This window comes from Escherichia sp. KTE52 (genome assembly GCF_000408325.1).
In the GTDB taxonomy this organism is placed as follows: Bacteria; Pseudomonadota; Gammaproteobacteria; order Enterobacterales; family Enterobacteriaceae; genus Escherichia; species Escherichia marmotae.
Genome location: NZ_KE138680.1, coordinates 1,860,146 through 1,886,101, shown reverse-complemented (window position 1 = coordinate 1,886,101; position 25,956 = coordinate 1,860,146). Strand labels below are relative to the sequence as shown.

Genomic DNA, 25,956 nt, shown 5'->3' with positions numbered 1-25,956 from the left:
CATGTTAGAAGATCTCAAACGTCAGGTATTAGAAGCCAACCTGGCGCTCCCAAAACACAACCTGGTCACACTGACCTGGGGCAACGTCAGCGCCGTTGATCGCGAGCGCGGCGTCTTTGTGATCAAACCTTCCGGCGTCGATTACAGCATCATGACCGCCGACGATATGGTCGTGGTCAGCATCGAAACCGGTGAAGTGGTTGAAGGAACGAAAAAGCCCTCCTCCGACACGCCAACTCACCGGCTGCTCTATCAGGCATTCCCGTCCATCGGCGGCATTGTGCACACCCACTCCCGCCATGCCACGATCTGGGCACAGGCAGGCCAGTCAATCCCGGCAACTGGCACTACCCACGCCGACTATTTCTACGGCACCATTCCCTGCACCCGCAAAATGACCGATGCGGAAATCAACGGCGAATATGAGTGGGAAACCGGTAATGTCATCGTCGAAACCTTCGAAAAACAGGGTATCGATGCGGCGCAAATGCCTGGCGTGCTGGTGCATTCTCACGGCCCGTTTGCGTGGGGTAAAAACGCCGAAGATGCGGTACACAACGCCATCGTGCTGGAAGAAGTCGCTTATATGGGGATTTTCTGCCGCCAGTTAGCGCCACGGTTACCGGATATGCAGCAAACGCTGCTGGACAAGCACTACCTGCGTAAACATGGCGCGAAGGCGTATTACGGGCAGTGATGACTGTATAAAACCACAGCCAATCGACCGAAACCAGGCTATACTCAAGCCTGGTTTTTTGATGGATTTTCAGCGTGGCGCAGGCAGGTTTTATCTTAACCCGACACTGGCGGGATACCCCGCAAGGAACCGAAGTTTCCTTTTGGTTAGCGACGGACAACGGGCCGTTGCACGTTACGCTTGCGCCGCAAGAATCCGTGGCGTTTATTCCCACCGATCAGGTTCCCCGCGCCCAGCTCATTTTACAAAGTGAGCAAGGATTTCGTCTGACGCCGCTGGCGTTAAAGGATTTTCACCGCCAGCCAGTGCATGGCCTTTACTGTCGCGCCCATCGCCAGTTGATGAATTACGAAAAGCGCCTGCGTGAAGCTGGCGTCACCGTTTACGAGGCCGATGTGCGTCCGCCAGAACGTTATCTGATGGAGCGTTTTATCACCGCTCCGGTGTGGGTCGACGGTGATTTCCGTGATGGCGCTATCGTCAACGCCCGTCTGAAACCTAATCCCGACTATCGTCCGCCGCTCAAGTGGGTTTCTATTGATATTGAAACCACCCGCCACGGTGAGCTGTACTGTATCGGCCTGGAAGGTTGCGGGCAGCGCATCGTTTATATGCTGGGGCCAGAGAATGGCGACGCCTCCGCGCTCAATTTCGATCTGGAGTATGTTGCCAGCCGTCCGCAACTACTGGAAAAACTCAACGCCTGGTTTGCAACTCACGATCCGGATGTGATCATCGGCTGGAACGTAGTGCAGTTCGATCTACGGATGCTGCAAAAACATGCCGAGCGTTATCGCATTCCCCTGCGTCTGGGGCGCGATAACAGTGAGCTGGAGTGGCGCGAGCACGGCTTTAAAAACGGTGTCTTTTTCGCCCAGGCCAAAGGTCGGCTGATTATCGATGGTATTGAAGCGCTGAAATCTGCGTTCTGGAATTTCTCTTCGTTTTCGCTGGAAACCGTTGCCCAGGAATTGTTAGGCGAAGGCAAATCTATCGATAACCCGTGGGATCGCATGGACGAAATTGACCGCCGTTTCACCGAAGATAAGCCTGCACTGGCGACTTATAACCTGAAAGATTGCGAACTGGTCACACAGATCTTCCATAAAACCGAGATCATGCCATTTTTACTCGAACGAGCGACGGTGAACGGCCTGCCGGTTGACAGGCACGGCGGTTCGGTGGCTGCGTTTGGTCATCTCTATTTTCCGCGTATGCATCGCGCCGGATATGTCGCCCCCAATCTCGGTGAAGTGCCGCCTCACGCCAGCCCTGGCGGCTATGTGATGGATTCACGACCCGGACTTTATGATTCGGTGTTGGTGCTGGACTACAAAAGCCTGTACCCGTCGATCATCCGCACCTTTCTGATTGATCCCGTCGGGTTGGTGGAAGGCATGGCGCAGCCTGATCCAGAGCACAGCACAGAAGGTTTTCTCGATGCGTGGTTTTCGCGGGAGAAACATTGCCTGCCGGAGATTGTGACTAACATCTGGCACGGGCGTGATGAAGCCAAACGCCAGGGCAATAAGCCGCTGTCGCAGGCGCTGAAGATCATTATGAATGCCTTTTATGGCGTGCTCGGCACCACCGCCTGTCGATTCTTCGATCCGCGCCTGGCGTCGTCGATCACCATGCGCGGCCATCAGATCATGCGACAAACCAAAGCGTTAATTGAAGCACAGGGTTATGACGTGATCTACGGTGACACCGACTCAACATTTGTCTGGCTGAAAGGCGCACATTGCGAAGAAGAGGCGGCGAAAATCGGTCGCGCACTGGTACAGCACGTTAACGCCTGGTGGGCGGAAACGCTGCAAAAACAACGGCTGACCAGCGCACTGGAACTGGAGTATGAAACTCATTTCTGCCGTTTTCTGATGCCTACCATTCGCGGAGCTGATACCGGCAGTAAAAAGCGTTATGCCGGGCTGATTCAGGAAGGCGACAAGCAACGGATGGTGTTTAAAGGACTGGAAACCGTGCGTACCGACTGGACACCGCTGGCTCAGCAGTTTCAGCAGGAGCTGTATTTGCGTGTCTTTCGCAATGAACCGTATCAGGAATACGTGCGCGAAACTATCGACAAACTGATGGCGGGCGAACTGGATGCCCGACTGGTTTACCGTAAACGGCTCCGCCGCCCGCTAAGCGAATATCAACGAAATGTGCCGCCTCACGTACGCGCTGCTCGCCTTGCCGATGAAGAAAACCAAAAGCGCGGCCGCCCCTTGCAATACCAGAACCGCGGCACCATTAAGTACGTATGGACCACCAACGGCCCGGAGCCGCTGGACTATCAACGTTCGCCGCTGGATTACGAACACTATCTGACCCGCCAGCTTCAACCTGTGGCGGAAGGAATACTCCCCTTTATTGAGGATAATTTTGCTACACTTATGACCGGGCAACTTGGGCTATTTTGAGCAAAAAAAGAGTTCGTCAGATGCCATTTTGATGCGTGACGAAAGCGCCGCCATCCAGTACCATAGCGCCCTTTCCATTCCTGGACCTGAATAACACCACTACCGCATTAGCCTGGTAGCGGGTAGTTATTGCCTGCAATTAAAGATATAGAGCCAAACACATATGCCTTTTACACTTGGTCAACGCTGGATCAGCGATACAGAAAGCGAATTAGGACTTGGAACCGTTGTCGCGGTGGATGCGCGAACTGTCACTTTACTTTTCCCATCTACTGGTGAAAACCGTCTGTATGCACGCAGTGATTCTCCCGTGACCCGCGTGATGTTCAACCCTGGTGATACCATTACCAGCCATGACGGCTGGCAGATGCAAGTCGAAGAAGTAAAAGAAGAAAATGGCTTGCTGACCTATATCGGTACTCGCCTGGATACCGAAGAGTCCGGCGTGGCTCTGCGTGAAGTTTTCCTTGATAGCAAGCTGGTGTTCAGCAAACCGCAGGATCGTCTGTTTGCCGGGCAGATTGACCGTATGGACCGCTTTGCGTTGCGTTATCGCGCGCGTAAGTATTCCAGCGAACAGTTCCGTATGCCGTACAGCGGCCTGCGCGGTCAGCGTACCAGCCTGATCCCGCATCAGCTCAACATCGCGCATGATGTCGGCCGCCGCCATGCACCGCGTGTCCTGCTGGCTGACGAAGTCGGTTTAGGGAAAACCATTGAAGCCGGGATGATCCTGCATCAGCAACTACTGTCTGGCGCTGCCGAGCGTGTGCTGATTATCGTGCCGGAAACCTTGCAACATCAGTGGCTGGTAGAAATGCTGCGCCGCTTCAACCTGCGTTTTGCGCTGTTTGAGGACGAGCGTTACGCCGAAGCCCAGCACGACGCCTACAACCCGTTCGATACCGAACAACTGGTGATTTGCTCGCTAGATTTTGCCCGCCGCAGCAAACAGCGTCTGGAACATCTGTGCGAAGCCGAATGGGATCTTCTGGTTGTCGATGAAGCGCACCACCTGGTGTGGAGCGAAGATGCGCCGAGCCGTGAATATCAGGCCATTGAACAACTGGCAGAGCATGTGCCTGGCGTTCTGCTGCTGACCGCAACCCCGGAACAACTGGGGATGGAAAGCCACTTTGCCCGCCTGCGTCTGCTGGACCCGAACCGTTTCCACGATTTCGCGCAATTCGTTGAAGAGCAAAAAAATTATCGTCCGGTGGCCGATGCCGTTGCCATGCTGCTGGCTGGTAACAAACTGAGCAACGACGAGCTGAACATGTTAGGTGAAATGATTGGCGAGCAGGACATCGAACCGCTATTGCAGGCCGCAAACAGCGACAGTGAAGATGCCCAGAGCGCCCGTCAGGAGCTGGTTTCCATGCTGATGGATCGCCACGGCACCAGCCGCGTGCTGTTCCGTAACACGCGTAATGGCGTAAAAGGCTTCCCGAAACGCGAACTGCACACCATTAAGCTGCCGCTGCCGACGCAGTATCAGACGGCAATTAAAGTGTCCGGCATTATGGGCGCACGTAAGAGTGCGGAAGATCGCGCTCGCGATATGCTCTACCCGGAACGTATTTATCAGGAATTTGAAGGCGATAACGCCACCTGGTGGAACTTCGATCCGCGCGTTGAGTGGTTGATGGGCTACCTGACCAGCCACCGCTCGCAGAAAGTGCTGGTGATCTGCGCCAAAGCTGCCACCGCGCTGCAACTGGAGCAGGTACTGCGCGAGCGTGAAGGTATCCGCGCAGCCGTGTTCCACGAAGGCATGTCGATTATCGAACGTGACCGCGCTGCCGCCTGGTTTGCAGAAGAAGACACCGGCGCGCAGGTACTGCTGTGCTCAGAAATCGGTTCTGAAGGGCGTAACTTCCAGTTCGCCAGCCACATGGTGATGTTCGATCTGCCGTTCAACCCGGATCTGCTGGAACAGCGTATTGGTCGTCTGGATCGTATCGGTCAGGCGCACGATATTCAGATCCACGTACCTTATCTGGAGAAAACAGCCCAGTCGGTACTGGTGCGCTGGTATCACGAAGGTCTGGATGCATTCGAGCACACCTGCCCGACCGGACGCGCTATCTACGATAGTGTGTACAACGATCTGATTAACTACCTGGCTTCACCGGATCAAACCGAAGGCTTTGATGAGTTGATCAAAAATTGTCGCGAGCAACATGAAGCCCTGAAAGCGCAACTGGAGCAGGGCCGTGACCGTCTGCTGGAGATCCATTCCAACGGCGGCGAAAAAGCCCAGGCGCTGGCTGAAAGCATTGAAGAACAGGATGACGATACCAACCTGATCGCCTTCGCCATGAACCTGTTCGATATTATTGGTATCAACCAGGACGATCGTGGCGACAACCTGATCGTACTGACGCCTTCCGATCATATGCTGGTGCCGGACTTCCCGGGTTTGTCGGAAGACGGTATTACCATCACCTTCGACCGTGAAGTAGCGCTGGCGCGTGAAGATGCACAGTTTATTACCTGGGAGCATCCGCTGATCCGCAACGGTCTGGATCTGATCCTTTCTGGCGATACCGGCAGTAGCACGATTTCGCTGCTAAAAAACAAAGCGCTGCCTGTAGGCACGCTGTTGCTGGAGCTGATTTACGTGGTTGAAGCACAGGCACCGAAGCAGTTGCAACTCAACCGCTTCCTGCCGCCGACACCAGTGCGTATGCTGCTGGATAAAAACGGCAACAACCTGGCGGCGCAGGTAGAGTTTGAAACCTTCAACCGTCAGCTTAACGCAGTGAATCGCCACACCGGTAGCAAGCTGGTTAACGCTGTGCAGCAAGAGGTTCACGCCATTCTGCAACTGGGCGAAGCGCAGATTGAGAAGTCTGCCCGTGCATTGATTGATGCGGCACGTAACGAAGCCGACGAAAAACTGTCTGCGGAACTGTCGCGTCTGGAAGCACTGCGCGCGGTTAACCCGAACATTCGTGACGACGAACTGGCTGCCATTGAGAGCAACCGTCAGCAGGTTATGGAAAGTCTGGATCAGGCAGGCTGGCGTCTGGATGCCCTGCGTTTGATCGTTGTAACGCATCAGTAACGGAGCCGAAGATGGGGATGGAAAACTACAATCCGCCGCAGGAACCCTGGCTAGTTGTCCTGTATCAGGATGATCACATTATGGTGGTCAACAAGCCGAGTGGGTTGTTGTCTGTGCCGGGGCGTCTGGAGGAGCACAAAGACAGCGTGATGACGCGCATTCAGCGTGATTATCCGCAGGCGGAATCGGTACATCGCCTGGATATGGCCACCAGCGGCGTGATTGTAGTGGCGCTGACTAAAGCCGCGGAGCGAGAATTAAAACGTCAGTTCCGCGAGCGCGAGCCGAAAAAGCAGTATGTGGCTCGCGTCTGGGGGCATCCATCCCCCGCCGAAGGTCTGGTCGAGCTGCCACTGATTTGCGACTGGCCAAACCGCCCGAAACAGAAAGTCTGTTACGAAACGGGTAAGCCTGCGCAGACGGAATATGAAGTGGTGGAGTATGCGGCGGATAACACCGCAAGAGTGGTGTTAAAGCCGATTACCGGACGTTCTCATCAGCTACGTGTGCATATGCTGGCGCTGGGTCATCCGATTCTTGGCGATCGTTTTTATGCTTCACCAGAAGCGAGAGCGATGGCACCGCGGTTATTGTTACATGCAGAGATGTTGACGATTACCCATCCGGCATATGGCAATAGTATGACGTTTAAAGCGCCAGCGGATTTTTAATCGTCACGCTGGCGAAGTTCGGTAGGCCGGAGAAGGCGTTCACGCCGCATCCGGCAATTTTGCGCCGATTGCCTGATGCGACGCGGGCAGCGTCTTATCAGGCCTACAATTTGAAACTTATTTAAATCCTTTCTGCTGCTTAATCAGCTCATACGCTTGCTGAATTTCCTGTGCTTTCTGTTTCGCCATCTCCATCATCTCCGGCGGTAGGCCTTTCGCCACCAGCTTATCCGGATGATGTTCGCTCATTAGCTTACGGTAGGCACGTTTAATGGTGGTCGCCTCATCCGTCGGCTTCACACCCAGCACATTACAGGCATCTTCCAGCGTCGGGCCTCGTTGCGCCTGCTGCCAGTTGCCACCGCCAGACTGTTGCTGATAACCGCCACCAAACTGCGCACCGCCCTGCATCATACGCAAGAACTGGTCAAACTGGGCGCGGGAGATCCCTAACTCTTCGGCAATCACATACAGCACTGCGCGTTCATTTGGATGCAGCGAACCATCGGCAAACGCCGCCTGAATCTGGATCTCCAGAAACATACGAATTAAGTCAAAACGACCAAAGCAGACACTGCGAAACTGTCGCATCTTTTCGCGCAGTGGGTAATTGTCTGATTTTCCGACCCGGAACGCATTTTGCGCCGCTGTACGGGAAGCGCCGTGTAAATTCATCCGATCCATGAGCAATGTGGCGACATGAATATCAGCCTCAGTAACACGTCCTTTGGATTTGGTTAAATGCCCCATCACTTCAAACGTGGTGGCAAAAAACAGCGCCTGACGCTCACGCTGGTTGGCGAACCACGCCATTTTGCGGCCACGGGCTTTATCAAACATATGGCCGATTAACAGACCTAATATAACGCCCCAAAAGCCGCCGCCCATCAGTAAGGCCACGGCCACGCCAATGATTTTTCCCCAATACTGCATATATTCCCCAAATCGACAGACGGATATCAGGGCTATCTCCCACAATATAAAGGTGCTTTTACCGTTTTCCGGCTGCGGTCAATTGTGGGACATCGCCTATAATTTGCATTATCATACCTGTCATTCAATGCCGTGCCTAACACCACTGACGCTATTCGGACAGGATTAACACTAGCGTAGAGATGACGAGTACGTTAGTCTCTGACCGTTTGTCACGCGCAACGTTACCGATGATGGAACAATAAAATCAACGTATGAAAAAACGTATCCCCACTCTCCTGGCCACCATGATTGCCACCGCCCTTTATAGTCAACAGGGACTGGCAGCCGACCTCGCCTCACAGTGTATGTTGGGCGTGCCAAGCTATGACCGTCCTCTGGTACAGGGCGATACTAACGACTTACCCGTGACGATTAATGCAGACCATGCAAAGGGGAATTACCCCGATGACGCCGTGTTTACTGGCAGCGTGGATATCATGCAGGGTAACAGCCGTCTGCAGGCCGACGAAGTGCAGCTCCATCAAAAAGAGGCACCAGGACAACCGGAACCTGTACGTACCGTTGATGCGCTCGGTAACGTCCATTACGACGATAACCAGGTGATCCTCAAGGGGCCGAAAGGTTGGACGAATCTGAACACCAAAGATACCAACGTCTGGGAAGGTGATTACCAGATGGTGGGTCGCCAGGGGCGCGGTAAAGCGGACCTGATGAAACAGCGTGGCGAAAACCGCTACACCATTCTGGATAACGGTAGCTTTACCTCCTGTCTGCCTGGTTCTGATACATGGAGCGTGGTAGGTAGCGAAATTATTCATGACCGCGAAGAACAAGTCGCAGAGATCTGGAACGCCCGCTTTAAAGTGGGTCCGGTTCCGATCTTTTATAGCCCGTATCTGCAGTTACCGGTGGGTGACAAACGCCGCTCAGGTTTCTTGATCCCGAACGCCAAGTACACATCTACCAACTATTTTGAGTTCTACCTGCCATATTACTGGAACATCGCGCCAAATATGGATGCCACCATCACGCCGCATTATATGCATCGTCGTGGCAACATTATGTGGGAAAACGAATTCCGTTATCTCACCCAGGCGGGTGCTGGCTTGATGGAGCTGGACTATCTACCTTCGGATAAAGTCTATGAAGATGAACATCCAGAAGATAGCAATTCACGTCGTTGGTTGTTCTACTGGCAACACTCCGGGGTCATGGATCAGGTGTGGCGCTTTAACATTGACTACACCAAAGTTAGCGACCCTACCTATTTCAATGATTTCGATAACAAGTACGGTTCCAGTACTGATGGTTACGCAACGCAAAAATTCAGCGTTGGCTATGCGGTGCAAAACTTCAATGCCACCGTTTCAACCAAGCAGTTCCAGGTCTTCAGCGAGCAAAACACCAGTAGCTACTCGGCAGAGCCGCAGTTAGACGTTAACTACTACCAGAATGATGTTGGTCCGTTTGATACGCGTATTTACGGCCAGGCAGTGCACTTTGTTAACACCAGAGACGACATGCCTGAAGCAACCCGTGTTCACCTGGAACCGACCATCAATTTGCCGCTCTCTAATAACTGGGGCAGCATCAATACCGAAGCGAAGTTGCTGGCAACCCATTATCAGCAAACCAATCTTGACTGGTACAACTCCAGAAACACGACCAAGCTGGACGAATCCGTTAACCGTGTGATGCCGCAATTCAAAGTTGACGGCAAAATGGTCTTTGAACGCGATATGGAAATGCTGGCACCGGGTTACACCCAAACGCTGGAACCGCGCGCGCAATATCTGTACGTGCCGTATCGCGATCAGAGCGATATCTACAACTACGATTCTGCTTTGTTGCAATCCGACTACTCGGGCCTGTTCCGGGACCGGACTTACGGCGGTCTTGACCGTATTTCTTCCGCTAACCAGGTGACGACCGGTGTCACATCTCGCATATATGATGATGCTGCCGTTGAACGTTTTAATATTTCCGTTGGTCAAATCTACTATTTCACGGAGTCTCGCACCGGCGATGACAACATAAAATGGGAGAATGACGACAAAACTGGCTCACTGGTATGGGCAGGCGATACTTACTGGCGCATCTCCGAGCGTTGGGGGCTGCGTGGCGGGATTCAGTACGATACTCGTCTGGATAACGTAGCAACCAGTAGCTCCAGCATTGAATACCGTCGGGATGAAGACCGTCTGGTGCAGTTCAACTACCGTTACGCCAGCCCGGAATATATTCAGGCTACATTGCCTAAATACTATTCCACTGCCGAACAGTATAAGAACGGTATTTCGCAGGTAGGTGCCGTCGCCAGTTGGCCGATTGCCGATCGTTGGTCAATCGTTGGAGCCTACTACTACGATACCAATGCGAACAAGCAGGCCGACTCAATGTTAGGTGTGCAATACAGCTCCTGCTGCTATGCGATTCGCGTCGGTTACGAGCGGAAGCTGAACGGTTGGGATAACGATAAACAACATGCGGTATATGACAACGCAATCGGCTTTAACATCGAACTGCGCGGCCTGAGTTCCAACTACGGTCTGGGTACGCAAGAGATGCTACGTTCGAACATTCTGCCGTATCAAAACTCTTTGTGATTTGTTGATTTACCACGTAATCCGCAGTGCGGTTAATTGAAATGGAAAAAGTATGAAGAACTGGAAAACGCTGCTTCTCGGTATCGCGATGATCGCGAATACCAGTTTCGCTGCCCCCCAGGTAGTCGATAAAGTCGCAGCCGTCGTCAATAACGGCGTCGTGCTGGAAAGCGACGTTGATGGATTAATGCAGTCGGTAAAAATGAATGCCGCCCAGGCAAGGCAGCAACTTCCTGATGACGCGACACTGCGCCACCAAATCATGGAGCGTTTGATCATGGATCAAATCCTCCTGCAGATGGGGCAGAAAATGGGAGTAAAAATCTCCGATGAGCAGCTCGATCAGGCGATTGCTAACATTGCCAAACAGAACAACATGACGCTGGATCAGATGCGCAGCCGTCTGGCCTACGATGGACTGAACTACAACACCTATCGTAACCAGATCCGCAAAGAGATGATTATCTCTGAAGTGCGTAACAACGAAGTACGTCGTCGCATCACTATCCTGCCGCAGGAAGTTGAAGCTCTGGCGCAGCAGGTCGGTAATCAGAATGATGCCAGCACTGAACTGAACTTGAGCCACATCCTGATCCCGCTGCCGGAAAATCCGTCTTCTGAGCAGGTGAACGAAGCGGAAACGCAGGCGCGCGCCATTGTCGATCAGGCTCGTAACGGCGCTGATTTCGGTAAGCTGGCGATCGCTCACTCTGCCGATCAGCAGGCGCTGAACGGTGGCCAGATGGGCTGGGGACGCATTCAGGAACTGCCAGGGATTTTCGCCCAGGCATTAAGTACCGCGAAGAAAGGCGATATTGTTGGTCCGATTCGTTCCGGCGTCGGCTTCCACATTCTGAAAGTTAACGACCTGCGCGGCGAAAGCAAAAATATCTCGGTGACCGAAGTACACGCTCGCCATATTCTGCTGAAACCATCTCCGATCATGACTGACGAACAGGCCCGCGTGAAACTGGAACAGATTGCTGCCGATATCAAGAGTGGCAAAACCACGTTTGCCGCTGCGGCGAAAGAGTTCTCCCAGGATCCCGGCTCTGCTAACCAGGGCGGCGATCTCGGCTGGGCTACGCCAGATATTTTTGATCCGGCCTTCCGTGACGCGCTGACCCGTCTGAACAAAGGTCAAATGAGCGCACCGGTTCACTCTTCATTCGGCTGGCATTTAATCGAACTGCTGGATACCCGTAATGTTGATAAAACCGATGCGGCGCAGAAAGATCGTGCTTACCGGATGCTGATGAACCGTAAGTTCTCGGAAGAAGCAGCAAGCTGGATGCAGGAACAACGCGCCAGCGCCTATGTGAAAATTTTGAGCAACTAATGGTTAAAACCCAACGTGTTGTGATCACTCCCGGCGAGCCAGCCGGGATTGGCCCGGACTTAGTTGTCCAGCTTGCACAACGTGAGTGGCCGGTCGAACTGGTTGTTTGTGCCGATACCACTCTCCTTACCGACCGGGCAGCGATGCTCGGTTTGCCGCTTACCCTCCGCCCTTATTCCCCCAACTCCCCTGCGCAACCGCAAACTGCGGGCACATTAACGCTGCTTCCTGTCGCGCTACGTGCATCTGTAACTGTGGGTCAATTAGCGGTTGAAAATGGGCATTATGTGGTGGAGACGCTGGCGCGAGCGTGCGATGGCTGCCTGAACGGTGAATTTGCCGCGCTGATCACCGGGCCGGTGCATAAAGGCGTCATTAATGACGCCGGTATTCCGTTTACCGGTCATACCGAGTTTTTCGAAGAACGCTCGCAGGCGAAAAAAGTGGTGATGATGCTGGCGACCGAAGAACTTCGCGTCGCGCTGGCAACCACGCATTTACCGCTGCGCGATATTGCTGACGCCATCACCCCACAACTTCTGCACGAAGTGATTGCTATTTTACATCACGATTTGCGTACGAAATTTGGCATTGCCGAACCGCAGATTCTGGTCTGTGGCCTGAATCCGCACGCGGGCGAAGGCGGTCATATGGGCACGGAAGAGATAGATACCATCATTCCAGTGCTCGACGAGTTACGGGCGCAGGGGATGAAACTCAACGGGCCGCTGCCTGCCGATACCCTGTTTCAGCCTAAATATCTCGACAACGCCGACGCGGTGCTGGCGATGTACCACGATCAGGGTCTTCCCGTGCTAAAATACCAGGGCTTCGGGCGCGGTGTGAACATTACGCTGGGCCTGCCCTTTATTCGCACATCTGTTGACCACGGCACCGCGCTGGAACTGGCGGGACGTGGCAAAGCTGATGTCGGCAGTTTTATTACGGCGCTTAATCTCGCCATCAAAATGATTGTTAATACCCAATGAATAAACGAGTCCACCAGGGCCACTTAGCCCGTAAACGCTTCGGGCAAAACTTTCTCAACGATCAGTTCGTGATCGACAGCATTGTTTCTGCCATTAACCCGCAGAAGGGTCAGGCGATGGTCGAAATCGGCCCCGGTCTGGCAGCGTTGACCGAGCCTGTCGGTGAGCGTCTGGATCAACTGACGGTCATCGAACTTGACCGCGATCTGGCGGCACGTCTGCAAACGCATCCGTTCTTAGGCCCGAAACTGACGATTTATCAGCAGGATGCAATGACCTTTAACTTCGGTGAACTGGCCGAGAAAATGGGTCAGCCGCTACGTGTTTTCGGTAACCTGCCATATAACATCTCCACACCGTTGATGTTCCATCTGTTTAGCTATACTGATGCCATTGCCGACATGCACTTTATGTTGCAAAAAGAGGTGGTGAATCGTCTGGTTGCAGGACCGAACAGCAAAGCGTATGGTCGATTAAGCGTCATGGCGCAATATTATTGCAACGTGATCCCGGTGCTGGAAGTACCGCCATCAGCCTTTACACCACCACCAAAAGTGGATTCCGCCGTCGTGCGCCTGGTTCCTCATGCAACGATGCCTTACCCGGTTAAAGATGTTCGCGTGTTAAGCCGTATCACCACCGAAGCCTTTAACCAGCGTCGTAAAACCATTCGTAACAGTCTCGGCAATCTGTTTAGCGTCGAGGTGTTAACAGGAATGGGCATCGACCCGGCGATGCGAGCGGAAAACATCTCTGTCGCGCAATATTGCCAGATGGCGAACTATCTGGCGGAGAACGCGCCTTTGCAGGAGAGTTAACGATGATCAATTCGCCCCGAGTGTGTATTCAGGTTCAAAGTGTTTACATTGAAGCGCAGTCTTCACCTGATAATGAGCGTTACGTTTTTTCTTATACTGTAACCATACGCAACCTGGGGCGAGCGCCAGTGCAGTTGTTGGGACGTTACTGGCTGATCACTAACGGCAATGGCCGTGAAACCGAAGTCCAGGGCGAAGGTGTGGTGGGCGTCCAGCCACATATCGCCCCTGGCGAAGAGTACCAGTACACCAGCGGTGCGATTATCGAAACACCGATGGGCACCATGCAGGGTCACTACGAAATGATCGATGAAAACGGCGTTCCGTTCAGCATCGATATTCCCGTATTCCGACTCTCCGTTCCAATACTCATTCATTAAAATAATATGGCGACATACCTTATTGGCGATGTTCATGGCTGTTACGATGAACTGATCGCATTGCTACACAAAATAGAATTTACCCCTGGGAAAGATACCCTCTGGCTGACGGGCGACCTGGTCGCGCGCGGCCCTGGTTCGCTGGATGTCCTGCGCTACGTGAAATCATTAAGTGACAGCGTGCGTCTGGTACTGGGCAATCACGATTTACACCTTCTGGCGGTATTCGCCGGAATCAGCCGCAACAAGCCGAAAGATCGCCTGACTCCTTTACTGGAAGCACCTGACGCCGACGAGTTACTTAACTGGCTACGCCGTCAGCCTTTACTGCAAATCGACGAAGAGAAAAAACTGGTGATGGCCCATGCGGGGATCACGCCGCAATGGGACTTAGAGACCGCCAAAGAGTGTGCTCACGACGTAGAAGCGGTGTTGTCGAGTGACTCCTATCCTTTCTTCCTTGACGCCATGTACGGCGACATGCCGAACAACTGGACGCCAGAGTTACGTGGTCTGGCGCGACTGCGTTTTATCACCAACGCATTTACCCGGATGCGTTTTTGCTTCCCGAACGGTCAACTGGATATGTACAGCAAAGAGTCGCCGGAAGACGCACCTGCACCGTTGAAACCGTGGTTTACCATTCCTGGGCCAGTTAGCGAAGAGTACAACATTGTGTTTGGTCACTGGGCATCGCTGGAAGGAAAAGGCACACCGGAAGGCATTTACGCGCTGGATACCGGTTGCTGCTGGGGCGGTTCATTAACCTGCCTGCGCTGGGAAGATAAGCAGTATTTTGTCCAGCCGTCGAACCGGCACAAGGATATGGGGGAAGCGGCGGCGTCTTAAACACAGCCTGATACAGGAAGGCCGGATAAGACGCGACCGGCGTCACATCCGGCACTAGCCGTCAATTCTATACAAACTTACCGCCGTTCCAGAATCTCAAAGCAATAGCTGTGAGAGTTCTGCGCATCGGCGTCGTGGAACTCGCTGAACACCGATTCCCAGTCATCCGGCTCGTAATCCGGGAAATGGGTGTCGCCTTCTACTTCCGCATCGATATGCGTCAGATACAGTTTTTGCGCTTTCGGCAGAAACTGCTCGTATACGCGACCGCCGCCAATCACCATAATCTCCGGTACGTCACCACAGGCAGCGATGGCTTCATCAACCGATTTCACCCACATTACGCGATCATCCGTACCCGGCTGGCTGCTAATGACAATATTCTTGCGTCCAGGTAACGGGCGACCAATGGATTCCCAGGTATGGCGCCCCATAATCACAGGTTTATTTAAGGTGTTACGTTTAAACCAGGCGAGATCGGCAGGCAGATTCCACGGCATGGCGTTTTCCATGCCGATAACGCGATCTACCGCTAGCGCCGCAATCAAACTGATCATTGAGATTTCCCGATAAAAAAAATTGTCGTCACTATACGTAAAGCGTAAACCTTCGTCGACTGGCGAGAGGATGATGTTGAGGAAAATTTTTATTTTGCTGGCGAGTCCACGCTATGTCCCTGGACTCGCCGCATTACAGTTGCGCAAAAACAAACAGTTAGTTGTAAAGCATGCGACACATCACACTTTTTGATTACAACGGCTTAGTTTCTGGCTCATCCGCCATGTTGCCGGTATGTTTCCCTTCTTCGGTTCCCTGCCAGCCATGCCGTTGAATTAATGACAGATGTTCCCGATCTTCAGTAATGATTTCGCTTAACATCGCGCTGGTGCGTTTATAGACTGCCGCGCGGGCTTTGGTGTCGTTTTCGCCCATCGCCATCTCTTCCACCATTTGAATATTAAAGCGGCGGAACACATCAGCACGTTCTCGCGCTTCATATGGCCCCAGGCCTAAACTTTCCAGTGCCAGACGCCCGGTTTTGAGCGCTCCCTCAAAGGTTTCACGCTCTGGCCTTTCCACGCCAGCCTGGCGCAAACGAATGTAGTGATCGACATCACGGGCGCGGGCAATAATCTGCAGATGCGGAAAATGTTCTTTCACCATCTCCGTCAGTTGCAGGTTGGTTTGCGGATCGTCAATGGCATTAATCAGCACTTCCGCTTTCGCCGCTCCGGCAGATTCCAGCAAATCCATCCGCGTGGCATCGCCGTAAAACACCTTCATGCCAAATTTGCGCAACGTTTCTATATGGTCAGGATCATGATCGAGCACAACCATTTTCACTCCGCTGGAGAGCAGCAAACGTCCGGTGATCTGACCAAAACGCCCGAATCCGGCAACAATCACCCGCGGCTGTTCTTCGTCGATCTCATCAGCTTCGCGCGCCTCTTCAGTGCCGGATTGCTCAAGACGGTTGAGGATCACCAGCAAAATCGGCGTTGCTGCCATCGACAGCGCCACCGCCAGGGTCAATGATTTCGCCCACTCCGGCTCCAGCACATTCGCCATTTGCGCCGCGCCAAACACCACAAAGGCAAACTCACTGCCCTGCCCTAACAGCACCGCAAACCAGCGACGCTGTTTATTCGGCACCTGCAACGGTCTGGCAATCAGCCACAGCATGGCAATCTTGATGATGAGGAAACCGAACAGCAGAATGACAATGCGCAACGGGTTTTCAATCAGCGTGCCAAAGTCTATCGACATCCCAACGCCGATAAAAAACAACCCTAACAACAAGCCTTTGAACGGTTCGATATCGCTTTCCAGCGCATGACGATATTCCGAGCTTGCCAGCAGCACGCCCGCCAGAAACGCGCCCATCGCCATCGACAGACCAACCTCTTCCAGCAGCAAACCGAAGCCAAACACGAGGAATAAAGCCACTGCACTAAACACTTCCCGCAAGCCAGAGCGGGCAACAAAACGCAGCGCCGGACGCGTAACATAGCGCCCCAGTAATACCACCAGCACCAGCGCGCCCGCCACTTTTAACGCTGACAAGGCAAATGCACCTAGCGTAGTCGAGGCACTGCTCGCCGCCAGCAAGGGGATCATCGCCACCAGCGGGATCGCCGCGATATCCTGGAACAGCAGCACCGCAAAGGCACTGCGCCCCATTTGCGTCACCGTCAGGTTGCGTTCATTCATCGCCTGCATGGCAATCGCCGTTGATGAAAGCGCCAGCGTCATGCCAATCAGTTCTGCCACCTGCCAGCGCATACCGAGTAACATGCAGAACAGCCCCAGCAGGCCGCCGCAAACCACCATCTGCAATGCGCCACCGCCGAATACTGCCGCCCGCAGCTTCCACAGCCTTTGTGGGTCGAGTTCGAGACCGATGATAAACAGCATCAGCACCACGCCGATTTCGGCAAAGTGCAGAATAGATTCAGCATCGGTCACCAGCCGCAGCCCCCACGGGCCAATAATGCAACCTGCAATCAGGTAGCCAAGTACCGAACCAAGACCGAGACGTACTGCAATCGGCACAATCAGCGCCGCCGAACCGAGATAAATCAGCGCCTGAATCAGCGTATGACTATCCATGATGTGCCTCCTGCCATTCCAGCAGACGTTGCTTATAGTGGCGCGCCTGCCCTTCGAGAGTTTCGTCGTCACAAATAAAGGTACAGTGCATGGCAAACGGCGGCAGCCATTTCAGCCCGCAGTAGATTGCCGTCGCCTGTAGCGGCTGCGACAACACATCAAAGCCCGGATGAGTACCAATCTCAAAATGACTTTCCCCACCGCCAGTCGTCACCGCCCACAGCAAATGTTTGCCATGCAACGCCGTACCGCCGTGTCCGTAAGCCCAGCCGTGTGAGAAGACTTTATCGATCCACAATTTGAGCAACGGCGGAATGCTGTACCACTGCATTGGGTGCTGCCAGACGATCAGATCGGCACGAGAGAGCGCCTCCTGCTCGGCCGCTATATCGATATTGAAGTCAGGATAGAGTTGATAAAGAGAGCGGATTTCGACGCCTTCCAGCGTCCTTGCCTGTTCAAGCATCCGTTTATTCGCATGGGAATGATGCGGATACGGATGCGCATAAATGATTAGAATCATAGTTAGCCTGCGCGTTTACACCTTTGTTTTCCACAAAGTGTAGTCACATATTCACGCGGCTTATAGTCAATAATATTGATTCAAAAAAGAGAGAAATCTGAATAAGTTATCCTGCACGCTGCCTGCGAATTGTCATATTACTGGTCTGCGCCAACGACATCCCACGCGTCTCCGGAGCAAACGCCACAGAAATCAGCAGGCCAAACAGCGAGATCCCCGCCCCCATCAGCATAGTATTGCTGATACCGTAATTATTAATAAAGATCGGCAGCGCCCAGGTTGAGATAATTGTACCGATACGACTCAGAGACATAATGACGCCCACGGCTGAGGCGCGAATATCCGTCGGGAAGAGTTCATTAGGATAAAGCCACTGCAAATTGCCTGGCCCGCCGGAGAAAAACGCGTACACCGCAAACGCCATGACCACCAGCCAGATCCCCATATCCGGGATCAGCCCCAAAACCGCCAATGCCAGCGTCATCATGGCAAAGCTGCCGATCAACAATGGACGTCGTCCGGCAGTGTTCAGCCAGAGCATCGGCGGAATACAGCCGAGCATAAAGAACAGGCTAATCACCACGTTTCCCAGCGCCGCGTTTTTGCCGACGCCTAACCCCAGAAGACCGACGATTTGTGGGCCAAAGGTGTAAATGGCGAACATCGGGATCACCTGGCAGGTCCAGATGGCGGCCACAAACAGGACAAAAGGAAAATGGCGGCGGTTAAACAGATCGCGAAAACGAGTTTGTTGCGGCTGCTCTTCATCGAAAACCACCGGTTCGCCAAACAATTTGATCATCATCTCTTCGCACTCTTTCACTCGCCCTTTGCGCAACAGCCAACGGGGAGATTCGGGCAGTTCGAATCGACCAATCAAAATCAACAAACACGGGATCGCCGCACTGCCCAGCATCCAGCGCCAGCCGCCTTCCACATCATAAAGCCAGTAGCCGACCAGATCGGCACAGGTCGCGCCGACATACCACATAGCGGCGATAAAGCTGATGGAGAACGCCCGCTGACGGGTGCTGGAGAACTCGGTGATCATCGAGGTGGCGATGGGATAATCCGCGCCGATAACAATGCCGATGAGCACCCGCATCACCAGCAGTTCGACAGGTGATGAGACAAACATCGTCGCAACAGAAATCCCCCCGATAGCAATGATATCGATGAGAAACATTTTGCGTCGTCCGACTTTATCGGAGATATAGCCAAACAGCGATGTGCCAACGAACAGCCCGGCGAGGGTTCCCGCGCCCAGCAGGCCGATCCAGTCAGCGTCCAGTTTTAGCGCCGGAGTCAGTTGCTCCAGCGCCACGCCGATCATTACCAGCACATAGCCATCCAGAAACGGGCCACCGCTTCCCCACAGCAAAATACGGCGGTGAATAGAGGAGAATTTGAGATCGTCAAAGTTTCTGGACGGTTGCATGGGTTGATCCTGTTTTTTAGCAATGGGGGTCAGTACGGCGTTACGTATCAGACCAACATCAGCCGTAACGAAACTCCACGCCAAAGGTGCCGCGCGGGTATTCCCACTGCTCCAGCGCCGACCCCAGCCCAAGAATGCGGCAGGTTCCACACTCCAGACATCCGGCGTAATCGAAGCGTACGCTGCCGTCATCCTGTTTTTTGTACAGACCTGCCGGGCACGCTTTCACCAGCAGTTCCAACGCCTGTTTATCGGCATCAGACTTCACAACAATGTGCGGATGCTCTTCATCAACATTGAATTTATTGACGCCCAGTTTGACGTCCACATTGACGGGAGAAGTCATAAAACGGTCACTCCTTTCATGCCATCCTTGATCAGATTGATGAAACCCACTTTCTTGCTGTGGCGGAGGATTTTCTTGCGCATCAGTTCCGGCGCACTGCCATCAATGGTGAACAGGTCACGCGCCACACCCACCGCCAGTTCCGGATAGCCGCTAAACATACGTGGGTTATCAAGAAAAGCCGGTAGCTTCTGGTACATACGCATATCGCGCAGCGGGCCACTCTCCAGATGCTGACGATACTCCGCCAGTTTCTGCTTACTGAAATCGTCGTTTTTCATCGCTGAAAGCACGGTTTTCGCTGCTGCTTCTCCGGCGGCAATCGCCAGATCCATACCACGAATGGTAAAGCCGAGATTCATACACATTCCGGCGGCATCACCGGCAATCAGCACGCCGTCACCAACCAGTTCCGGCAACATGTTGATACCCGCTTCTGGCACTACGTGAGCAGAGTATTCCACCAGCTTGCCACCCGCGATCAGCGGTGCAACCGCCGGATGCTGTTTGAAATCTTCCAGCATTTGTGGCACCGATTTCTTCGCGTTATGCAGATGATGCAGGCCGCAAACCAGCCCCAGTGACAGGGTGTTTTCATTGGTATAAAGGAAGCCACCGCCCATCAGGCCATCGGTGGGTGCCCCCGCAAACAGGCAGGCCGCGCCCTGATTACCCTGCAACTGAAAACGGTCTTCGAGAACCAACTTCGGTAACTCGATCAATTCCTTCACGCCAACCGCCACATCCGTCGGTTTGACGCGTTTCGCCATTCCCAGCTTTTCGGCAAGAATGGAGTTCACACCATCAGCGAGGATCACCGTTTTCGCTTCAATCACATCGCCATCGGCTTCTACGCCGACAACTTTGCCATCGCGCTGCACAAGGTTATCGACGCGAATTCCGGTAATTAACTGCGCGCCCGCTTCTTCGGCCTGCTCCATCAGCCAGGCATCAAATTTGCTGCGTAAAACGGAGTAAGAGCGCTGGGATGGCGAGGTTTCGTCGCCATTGCAGTAGTCCATAGTCATCGCTGACTTTTCGGTCATAAACGCAAGTTTTTCATGAGTGATCAGGCGTTCAACGGGGGCGCTTTCGGCAAAACCAGGAATGATGTGTTCCAGACTGTGGGCATAGAGACGCCCGCCGGTAACATTCTTAGCGCCAGCGGAATTGCCACGCTCGATAACTAACACTTGTGCCCCTTCGCGGGCGAGCACCAGCGCGGCAACCGAACCGGCCAGCCCTGCACCAACGATGATGGCATCAAAGATATCTTCGGACATAAGAACTCCCTGTCAGCGGCAGGGCCGAAAGCAGCCCTGCCAGAGTAGATCAACGCGCTAAAGCCGCCGTCAGCGCCGGAAGGATCTTCACGGCGTCGCCAACAATGCCGTAATCCGCGTACTGGAAGATCGGCGCATTTTTATCTTTGTTGATAGCGAAAATGGTTTGTGACGCATTAGCGCCAACCATGTGCTGGATCTGCCCGGAGATCCCCACGGCCAGGTACAGTTCAGGTTTCAGCATCAGATTGGAGATACCAACATAGCGCTCGTGCTCCATCCATTTTTCGTTTTCCGCCACCGGACGAGAACAGGCCAACTCCGCGCCAATCGCCTGGCAAAGTTGCTCTGCCAACGCAATGTTCTCTTTGCAGCCAATGCCGCGACCGACGCTAACCACCAGACGGGCTTTGTCGAGATCGACACTGTTGCTCTGGCGCGCCTGCGTTGCCGTGCGGGTAACCGCCACAGCCGGAGACTGCCACTCCACGGTGTGCGTTTCACCTGTACTTGACGTGTCCGGCTGAGCCGCATCGAACGTGCCGCTGCTGATGGTCAGTACCGCATACGGCGTGGCAATGCGTTCTTCGCCAATCGCCAGGCCGCCGTAAACCATGTGTTTTACCGTTGCTTTACCATCCTGCACGCTGACGGCGCTGGCATCGTTAGAAACCGCCGCTTTCAGGCGATAACCCAGTTTCGCCGCCAGTAATTTGCCGCGACGGGTGTTCGGCAGTAGTACCAGGCCGTCTGTGCCGTGCTGGCGAATGGTGTCTGCCATCACTCCGGCGTAATCTTCGATCATCCGATCGTCCGGTTTGCCGCTTAATTTCCAGACATGATTAGCACCAAACTGGATTGCCTGTGCGCCGTCGTCGTCACTCAGAACAAACGCATTGATTTGATGAGCTAAAGCCTGCGCGCCGTTCATCAGTTCCGGCAGACGAGAAGGGGTATCGCTGAATACCCAGACTTGAGAAAACGTGTTCATAGCATCCCCTGTAATTAAATGACTTTGCGAAGATTTTCAGCAAATGCGGCGATCTGTTCTTCGCCGTCGCCTTCAATCACGATGCGCTGACGCTCGCGCTGTTTCGGTGCGGCAACCTGTTGTTCAGACCAGGCTTCCACGGCGTTAAAACCGATATCTGCCGCCGACCACACCTGGACTGGCTTTTTCGCCGCGCCAAGAATGGCTTTCATCGAAGGAATTTGTGGGGCATTGATATCAGTGGAAACAGCAACGACCGCAGGCAGCGGGATGCTTAAAGTTTCTGTTTCATCTTCCAGTTCGCGCTCAACGGTGAGGGTATCTGCCGTCAGGGAGAGGATTTTGCTGACACCGTTAACTGCCGGAATGTTGAGGATTTCACCCACCAGCAGACCAACCTGCTGGGCATAAAGGTCGGAAGAACCGTCACCACAGAGGATCAGATCAAAGCCTGCTTTCTGCGCCGCGGCAGCCAGTGCAGTCGCAGTTTGTTGCGGCAGTGCCTGCTCGAACTGGTCATCAATCACCACAATCAGTTCATCCGGGCCGCGAGACAGCACATCTTTACGTCCTTTGGCGTTAGTCAGGGCTTTGCCGCCCACACTTAAAGCCGTCACCTGCGCCTCAGTCGCCTGCTGTTTTAACTGGCAAGCCGCTTCAATAGCGTTCAGATCATATTGGCTTATTTTCGCATCGGCTTTGCTGAGATCTAATGAACCATCAGCATTATTGATCGCAATATCCTGTTCATCAGGCACGCACTTATAGCAAGTAATAATCTTCATTGCATCTCCAGAAATCATGAAGGAAACGTCGTTCATATCGGTGGTGTTAATTACAGATATCACGTCATTTAATTCTGGAATAAAACTTTAATCACCAATATTGAAAATGTCACACGTAGATAAATCCAACTTTCAATATTGTTAAGCGCCTCACCAATATTGAAAACACGGTGTTGAAAGAAGAAATTTTCAATATTGTTTTATGGATCACCAATATTGAAAGTCAGATGCTGGATTTTCACTCAAAACCAAACTCATTTAGTTGATTAATAACGAATATTTAAATTAAAACACTCTGTTTTTATCCGATAAAAACCTGTGATTACCATCACAGAATACAGCCAATTGAATACCCATTATGAGTTAGCCATTAACGCGTTCACGAGGTTAATAATAATTATATTAAATGTTAACAAAAATAAAACAAACGGGAACGTAAAATAAATATTTATTTTTACAGTGGAATTAACTCATGAAAGATGAAAAAAGAAAAACGGGAATAGAACCGAAGGTATTCTTTCCGCCGTTAATAATCGTTGGCATACTTTGCTGGCTTACAGTCAGAGATTTGGATGCGGCGAATGTCGTTATTAATGCCGTATTCAGTTACGTCACCAATGTATGGGGATGGGCATTTGAATGGTATATGGTGGTCATGCTTTTCGGCTGGTTCTGGCTGGTGTTTGGCCCGTATGCCAAAAAGCGTTTAGGTAACGAACCACCCGAGTTCAGTACCGCCAGTTGGATCTTTATGATGTTCGCCTCCTGTACGTCAGCCGCCGTGCTGTTCTGGGGATCGATTGAGATCTACTACTACATCTCCACGCCGCCATTTGCTTTAGAGCCAAACTCCACTGGCGCGAAAGAGCTGGGGCTGGCCTACAGTTTGTTCCACTGGGGGCCGTTACCGTGGGCGACTTACAGTTTCCTTTCCGTCGCCTTCGCGTACTTCTTCTTCGTTCGCAAAATGGATGTGATTCGCCCCAGCTCCACCCTGGTGCCGCTGGTGGGTGAAAAACACGCCAAAGGGTTGTTTGGTACTATCGTCGATAACTTCTACCTGGTGGCGCTGATCTTCGCAATGGGCACCAGTCTCGGCCTTGCCACACCGCTGGTGACCGAGTGTATGCAGTATCTGTTTGGTATTCCGCATACCCTGCAACTGGATGCCATTATCATTACCTGCTGGATCATCCTCAACGCTATCTGCGTGGCCTGTGGTCTGCAAAAAGGGGTAAAAATCGCCAGCGATGTGCGCAGCTATTTGAGTTTCCTGATGCTCGGCTGGGTGTTCATCGTCAGCGGTGCCAGCTTCATCATGAACTACTTCACCGACTCGGTGGGGATGTTGCTGATGTATCTGCCGCGCATGTTGTTCTATACCGATGCCGTTGGCAAAGGCGGCTTCCCGCAGGGATGGACCGTATTCTACTGGGCATGGTGGGTGATTTACGCCATCCAGATGAGCATCTTCCTGGCGCGTATCTCCCGTGGTCGAACCGTGCGTGAACTGTGCTTCGGTATGGTGATGGGGCTGACAGCATCCACCTGGATCCTGTGGACTGTACTCGGTAGTAATACTCTGCTGTTGATGGATAAAAACATCATCAACATTCCGAATCTGATCGAACAGTACGGCGTGGCGCGCGCCATCATCGAAACCTGGGCCGCTCTGCCTCTCAGCACCGCCACCATGTGGGGCTTCTTTATTCTCTGCTTTATTGCCACTGTCACCCTGATTAACGCCTGCTCTTACACCCTGGCGATGTCCACCTGTCGTGAAGTGCGCGACGGCGAAGAACCACCGCTGCTGGTGCGCATTGGCTGGTCAATTCTGGTTGGCATTATCGGCATTGTTCTGCTGGCGCTCGGCGGCCTGAAACCGATCCAAACCGCCATTATCGCCGGAGGATGCCCGCTGTTCTTCGTCAACATTATGGTGACGCTCTCCTTTATTAAAGACGCGAAACAGAACTGGAAAGATTAATTACCCCCAAAATATCAAGAGGTTGAAAGATGGATTTTAATTTAAATGATGAGCAGGAACTGTTTGTCGCCGGTATCCAAGAACTGATGGCCAGCGAAAACTGGGAAGCCTATTTTGCCCAGTGTGACCGTGACAGCGTCTACCCGGAGCGTTTTGTCAAAGCCCTGGCGGATATGGGTATCGACAGTCTGCTGATCCCGGAAGAGCACGGTGGTCTGGACGCGGGATTCGTTACCCTCGCCGCGGTGTGGATGGAACTGGGTCGTTTGGGGGCACCAACTTATGTGCTGTACCAGTTGCCGGGCGGGTTCAACACTTTCCTGCGTGAAGGTACGCAGGAGCAGATCGACAAGATCATGGCTTTCCGCGGCACCGGTAAGCAGATGTGGAACTCAGCGATTACCGAACCGGGCGCTGGTTCCGATGTGGGTAGCCTGAAAACGACTTATACCCGTAGAGATGGTAAGATTTATCTTAATGGTAGTAAGTGTTTTATTACCAGTAGCGCCTACACCCCATATATCGTGGTGATGGCGCGCGACGGCGCTTCTCCGGACAAACCTGTCTACACCGAATGGTTTGTCGATATGAGCAAACCAGGAATCAAAGTGACCAAACTTGAGAAGCTCGGTCTGCGTATGGATAGCTGCTGTGAAATCACCTTTGACGATGTGGAACTGGACGAGAGAGACATGTTCGGTCGCGAAGGTAACGGCTTTAACCGCGTAAAAGAAGAGTTCGACCACGAACGTTTCCTGGTAGCCCTCACCAACTACGGTACTGCGATGTGCGCCTTTGAAGATGCGGCGCGCTACGCCAACCAGCGCGTGCAGTTTGGTGAAGCGATTGGTCGTTTTCAGTTGATTCAGGAAAAATTCGCCCATATGGCGATCAAATTAAACTCCATGAAAAACATGCTCTATGAAGCAGCGTGGAAAGCGGATAACGGCACCATTACTTCTGGCGATGCGGCAATGTGCAAATACTTCTGCGCCAATGCGGCATTTGAAGTGGTGGACAGCGCAATGCAGGTGCTGGGCGGTGTCGGGATTGCGGGCAACCACCGCATCAGCCGCTTCTGGCGTGACCTGCGTGTAGACCGCGTCTCCGGAGGATCTGACGAAATGCAGATCCTGACGCTGGGTCGTGCGGTGCTGAAGCAATACCGCTAAATCCGTGCGCTGCCTGATGCGCTTCGCTTATCAGGCCTAC

21 protein-coding genes are annotated in these 25,956 nt (G+C 53.1%); 12 read left to right on the top strand and 9 right to left on the bottom strand.

Going from position 1 to position 25,956, the window contains the following annotated elements:
• Position 1 precedes the first annotated feature (1 nt).
• From araD to rluA, 4 genes are all read left to right on the top strand, one after another.
• Positions 2-697, top strand: coding sequence for an L-ribulose-5-phosphate 4-epimerase (araD, locus tag A1SC_RS02925; RefSeq protein WP_000888659.1), 696 nt, complete (start codon positions 2-4; stop codon positions 695-697).
• 74 nt (positions 698-771) lie between these two features.
• On the top strand, positions 772-3,123 hold the full coding sequence (polB, locus tag A1SC_RS02930) for a DNA polymerase II (protein WP_001517731.1): 2,352 nt from the start codon (positions 772-774) through the stop codon (positions 3,121-3,123).
• 163 nt (positions 3,124-3,286) lie between these two features.
• Positions 3,287-6,193, top strand: coding sequence for an RNA polymerase-associated protein RapA (gene rapA, locus A1SC_RS02935; RefSeq protein ID WP_016262861.1), 2,907 nt, complete (start codon positions 3,287-3,289; stop codon positions 6,191-6,193).
• An 11-nt stretch (positions 6,194-6,204) separates the two neighbouring features.
• A complete protein-coding gene (gene rluA / locus A1SC_RS02940) occupies positions 6,205-6,864 on the top strand; it encodes a bifunctional tRNA pseudouridine(32) synthase/23S rRNA pseudouridine(746) synthase RluA (RefSeq protein WP_016262860.1) in 660 nt (219 codons plus the stop codon).
• A gap of 117 nt (positions 6,865-6,981) precedes the next feature.
• On the opposite strand, the gene djlA is transcribed toward rluA, so the two are convergent.
• Positions 6,982-7,797: a co-chaperone DjlA gene (gene djlA / locus A1SC_RS02945; RefSeq protein WP_001200563.1), complete on the bottom strand. Its 816-nt coding sequence runs from the start codon at positions 7,795-7,797 to the stop codon at positions 6,982-6,984.
• 254 nt (positions 7,798-8,051) lie between these two features.
• Here djlA and lptD point away from each other — a divergent pair, with 254 nt between their 5' ends.
• From lptD to apaH, 6 genes are read left to right on the top strand one after another with little or no spacing between them, the layout of a single operon-like run.
• A complete protein-coding gene (gene lptD / locus A1SC_RS02950) occupies positions 8,052-10,406 on the top strand; it encodes an LPS assembly protein LptD (protein ID WP_001517729.1) in 2,355 nt (784 codons plus the stop codon).
• Positions 10,407-10,458: 52 nt separating this feature from the next.
• Positions 10,459-11,745, top strand: a complete 1,287-nt coding sequence (gene surA / locus A1SC_RS02955) for a peptidylprolyl isomerase SurA (RefSeq protein WP_000800488.1) — start codon at positions 10,459-10,461, stop codon at positions 11,743-11,745.
• Entirely contained in the window at positions 11,745-12,734 is a 990-nt protein-coding gene (gene pdxA / locus A1SC_RS02960) for a 4-hydroxythreonine-4-phosphate dehydrogenase PdxA (protein ID WP_016262859.1), read from the top strand. Before surA ends, pdxA begins: the two co-directional genes overlap by 1 nt.
• Positions 12,731-13,552, top strand: coding sequence for a 16S rRNA (adenine(1518)-N(6)/adenine(1519)-N(6))-dimethyltransferase RsmA (gene rsmA / locus A1SC_RS02965; protein ID WP_001042778.1), 822 nt, complete (start codon positions 12,731-12,733; stop codon positions 13,550-13,552). The genes pdxA and rsmA overlap by 4 nt, the downstream gene beginning before the upstream one ends.
• 2 nt (positions 13,553-13,554) lie before the next feature.
• The gene (gene apaG / locus A1SC_RS02970; protein ID WP_000610905.1) at positions 13,555-13,932 is read left to right on the top strand and encodes a Co2+/Mg2+ efflux protein ApaG; all 378 of its coding nucleotides are present in this window, start codon (positions 13,555-13,557) and stop codon (positions 13,930-13,932) included.
• Between the two features lie 6 nt (positions 13,933-13,938).
• Complete coding sequence (apaH, locus tag A1SC_RS02975) at positions 13,939-14,781, top strand: bis(5'-nucleosyl)-tetraphosphatase (symmetrical) ApaH (protein ID WP_016262858.1); 843 nt, start codon at positions 13,939-13,941, stop codon at positions 14,779-14,781.
• A 77-nt stretch (positions 14,782-14,858) separates the two neighbouring features.
• On the opposite strand, the gene folA is transcribed toward apaH, so the two are convergent.
• The 8 genes from folA to A1SC_RS03015 form a co-directional block, all read right to left on the bottom strand.
• Positions 14,859-15,338, bottom strand: a complete 480-nt coding sequence (gene folA, locus A1SC_RS02980) for a type 3 dihydrofolate reductase (RefSeq protein WP_000624377.1) — start codon at positions 15,336-15,338, stop codon at positions 14,859-14,861.
• 193 nt (positions 15,339-15,531) lie between these two features.
• Positions 15,532-17,391 carry a glutathione-regulated potassium-efflux system protein KefC gene (gene kefC, locus A1SC_RS02985; protein ID WP_001517728.1) on the bottom strand — a complete coding sequence of 620 codons (1,860 nt, stop codon included), beginning with the start codon at positions 17,389-17,391 and terminating at the stop codon, positions 15,532-15,534.
• A complete protein-coding gene (gene kefF / locus A1SC_RS02990) occupies positions 17,384-17,914 on the bottom strand; it encodes a glutathione-regulated potassium-efflux system oxidoreductase KefF (RefSeq protein WP_000600731.1) in 531 nt (176 codons plus the stop codon). The genes kefC and kefF overlap by 8 nt, the downstream gene beginning before the upstream one ends.
• A 106-nt stretch (positions 17,915-18,020) precedes the next feature.
• Positions 18,021-19,352 (bottom strand): MFS transporter, encoded by a 1,332-nt coding sequence (locus A1SC_RS02995; RefSeq protein WP_001183182.1) that lies wholly within the window; start codon positions 19,350-19,352, stop codon positions 18,021-18,023.
• 58 nt (positions 19,353-19,410) lie between these two features.
• Positions 19,411-19,698, bottom strand: coding sequence for a ferredoxin-like protein FixX (gene fixX, locus A1SC_RS03000; RefSeq protein ID WP_000203750.1), 288 nt, complete (start codon positions 19,696-19,698; stop codon positions 19,411-19,413).
• Positions 19,695-20,981, bottom strand: a complete 1,287-nt coding sequence (locus A1SC_RS03005; protein WP_016262857.1) for an FAD-dependent oxidoreductase — start codon at positions 20,979-20,981, stop codon at positions 19,695-19,697. The genes fixX and A1SC_RS03005 overlap by 4 nt, the downstream gene beginning before the upstream one ends.
• Before the next feature lie 49 nt (positions 20,982-21,030).
• Entirely contained in the window at positions 21,031-21,972 is a 942-nt protein-coding gene (locus tag A1SC_RS03010) for an electron transfer flavoprotein subunit alpha/FixB family protein (protein ID WP_016262856.1), read from the bottom strand.
• Positions 21,973-21,986: 14 nt separating this feature from the next.
• Positions 21,987-22,757, bottom strand: coding sequence for an electron transfer flavoprotein FixA (locus A1SC_RS03015; RefSeq protein ID WP_016262855.1), 771 nt, complete (start codon positions 22,755-22,757; stop codon positions 21,987-21,989).
• Positions 22,758-23,229: 472 nt separating this feature from the next.
• On the opposite strand from A1SC_RS03015, the gene caiT reads away from it, so the two are divergent.
• Together caiT and caiA are read left to right on the top strand one after the other, a co-directional pair.
• On the top strand, positions 23,230-24,744 hold the full coding sequence (caiT, locus tag A1SC_RS03020; protein WP_000650969.1) for an L-carnitine/gamma-butyrobetaine antiporter: 1,515 nt from the start codon (positions 23,230-23,232) through the stop codon (positions 24,742-24,744).
• A gap of 29 nt (positions 24,745-24,773) precedes the next feature.
• Complete coding sequence (gene caiA / locus A1SC_RS03025) at positions 24,774-25,916, top strand: crotonobetainyl-CoA dehydrogenase (protein ID WP_016262854.1); 1,143 nt, start codon at positions 24,774-24,776, stop codon at positions 25,914-25,916.
• Positions 25,917-25,956: the final 40 nt, after the last annotated feature.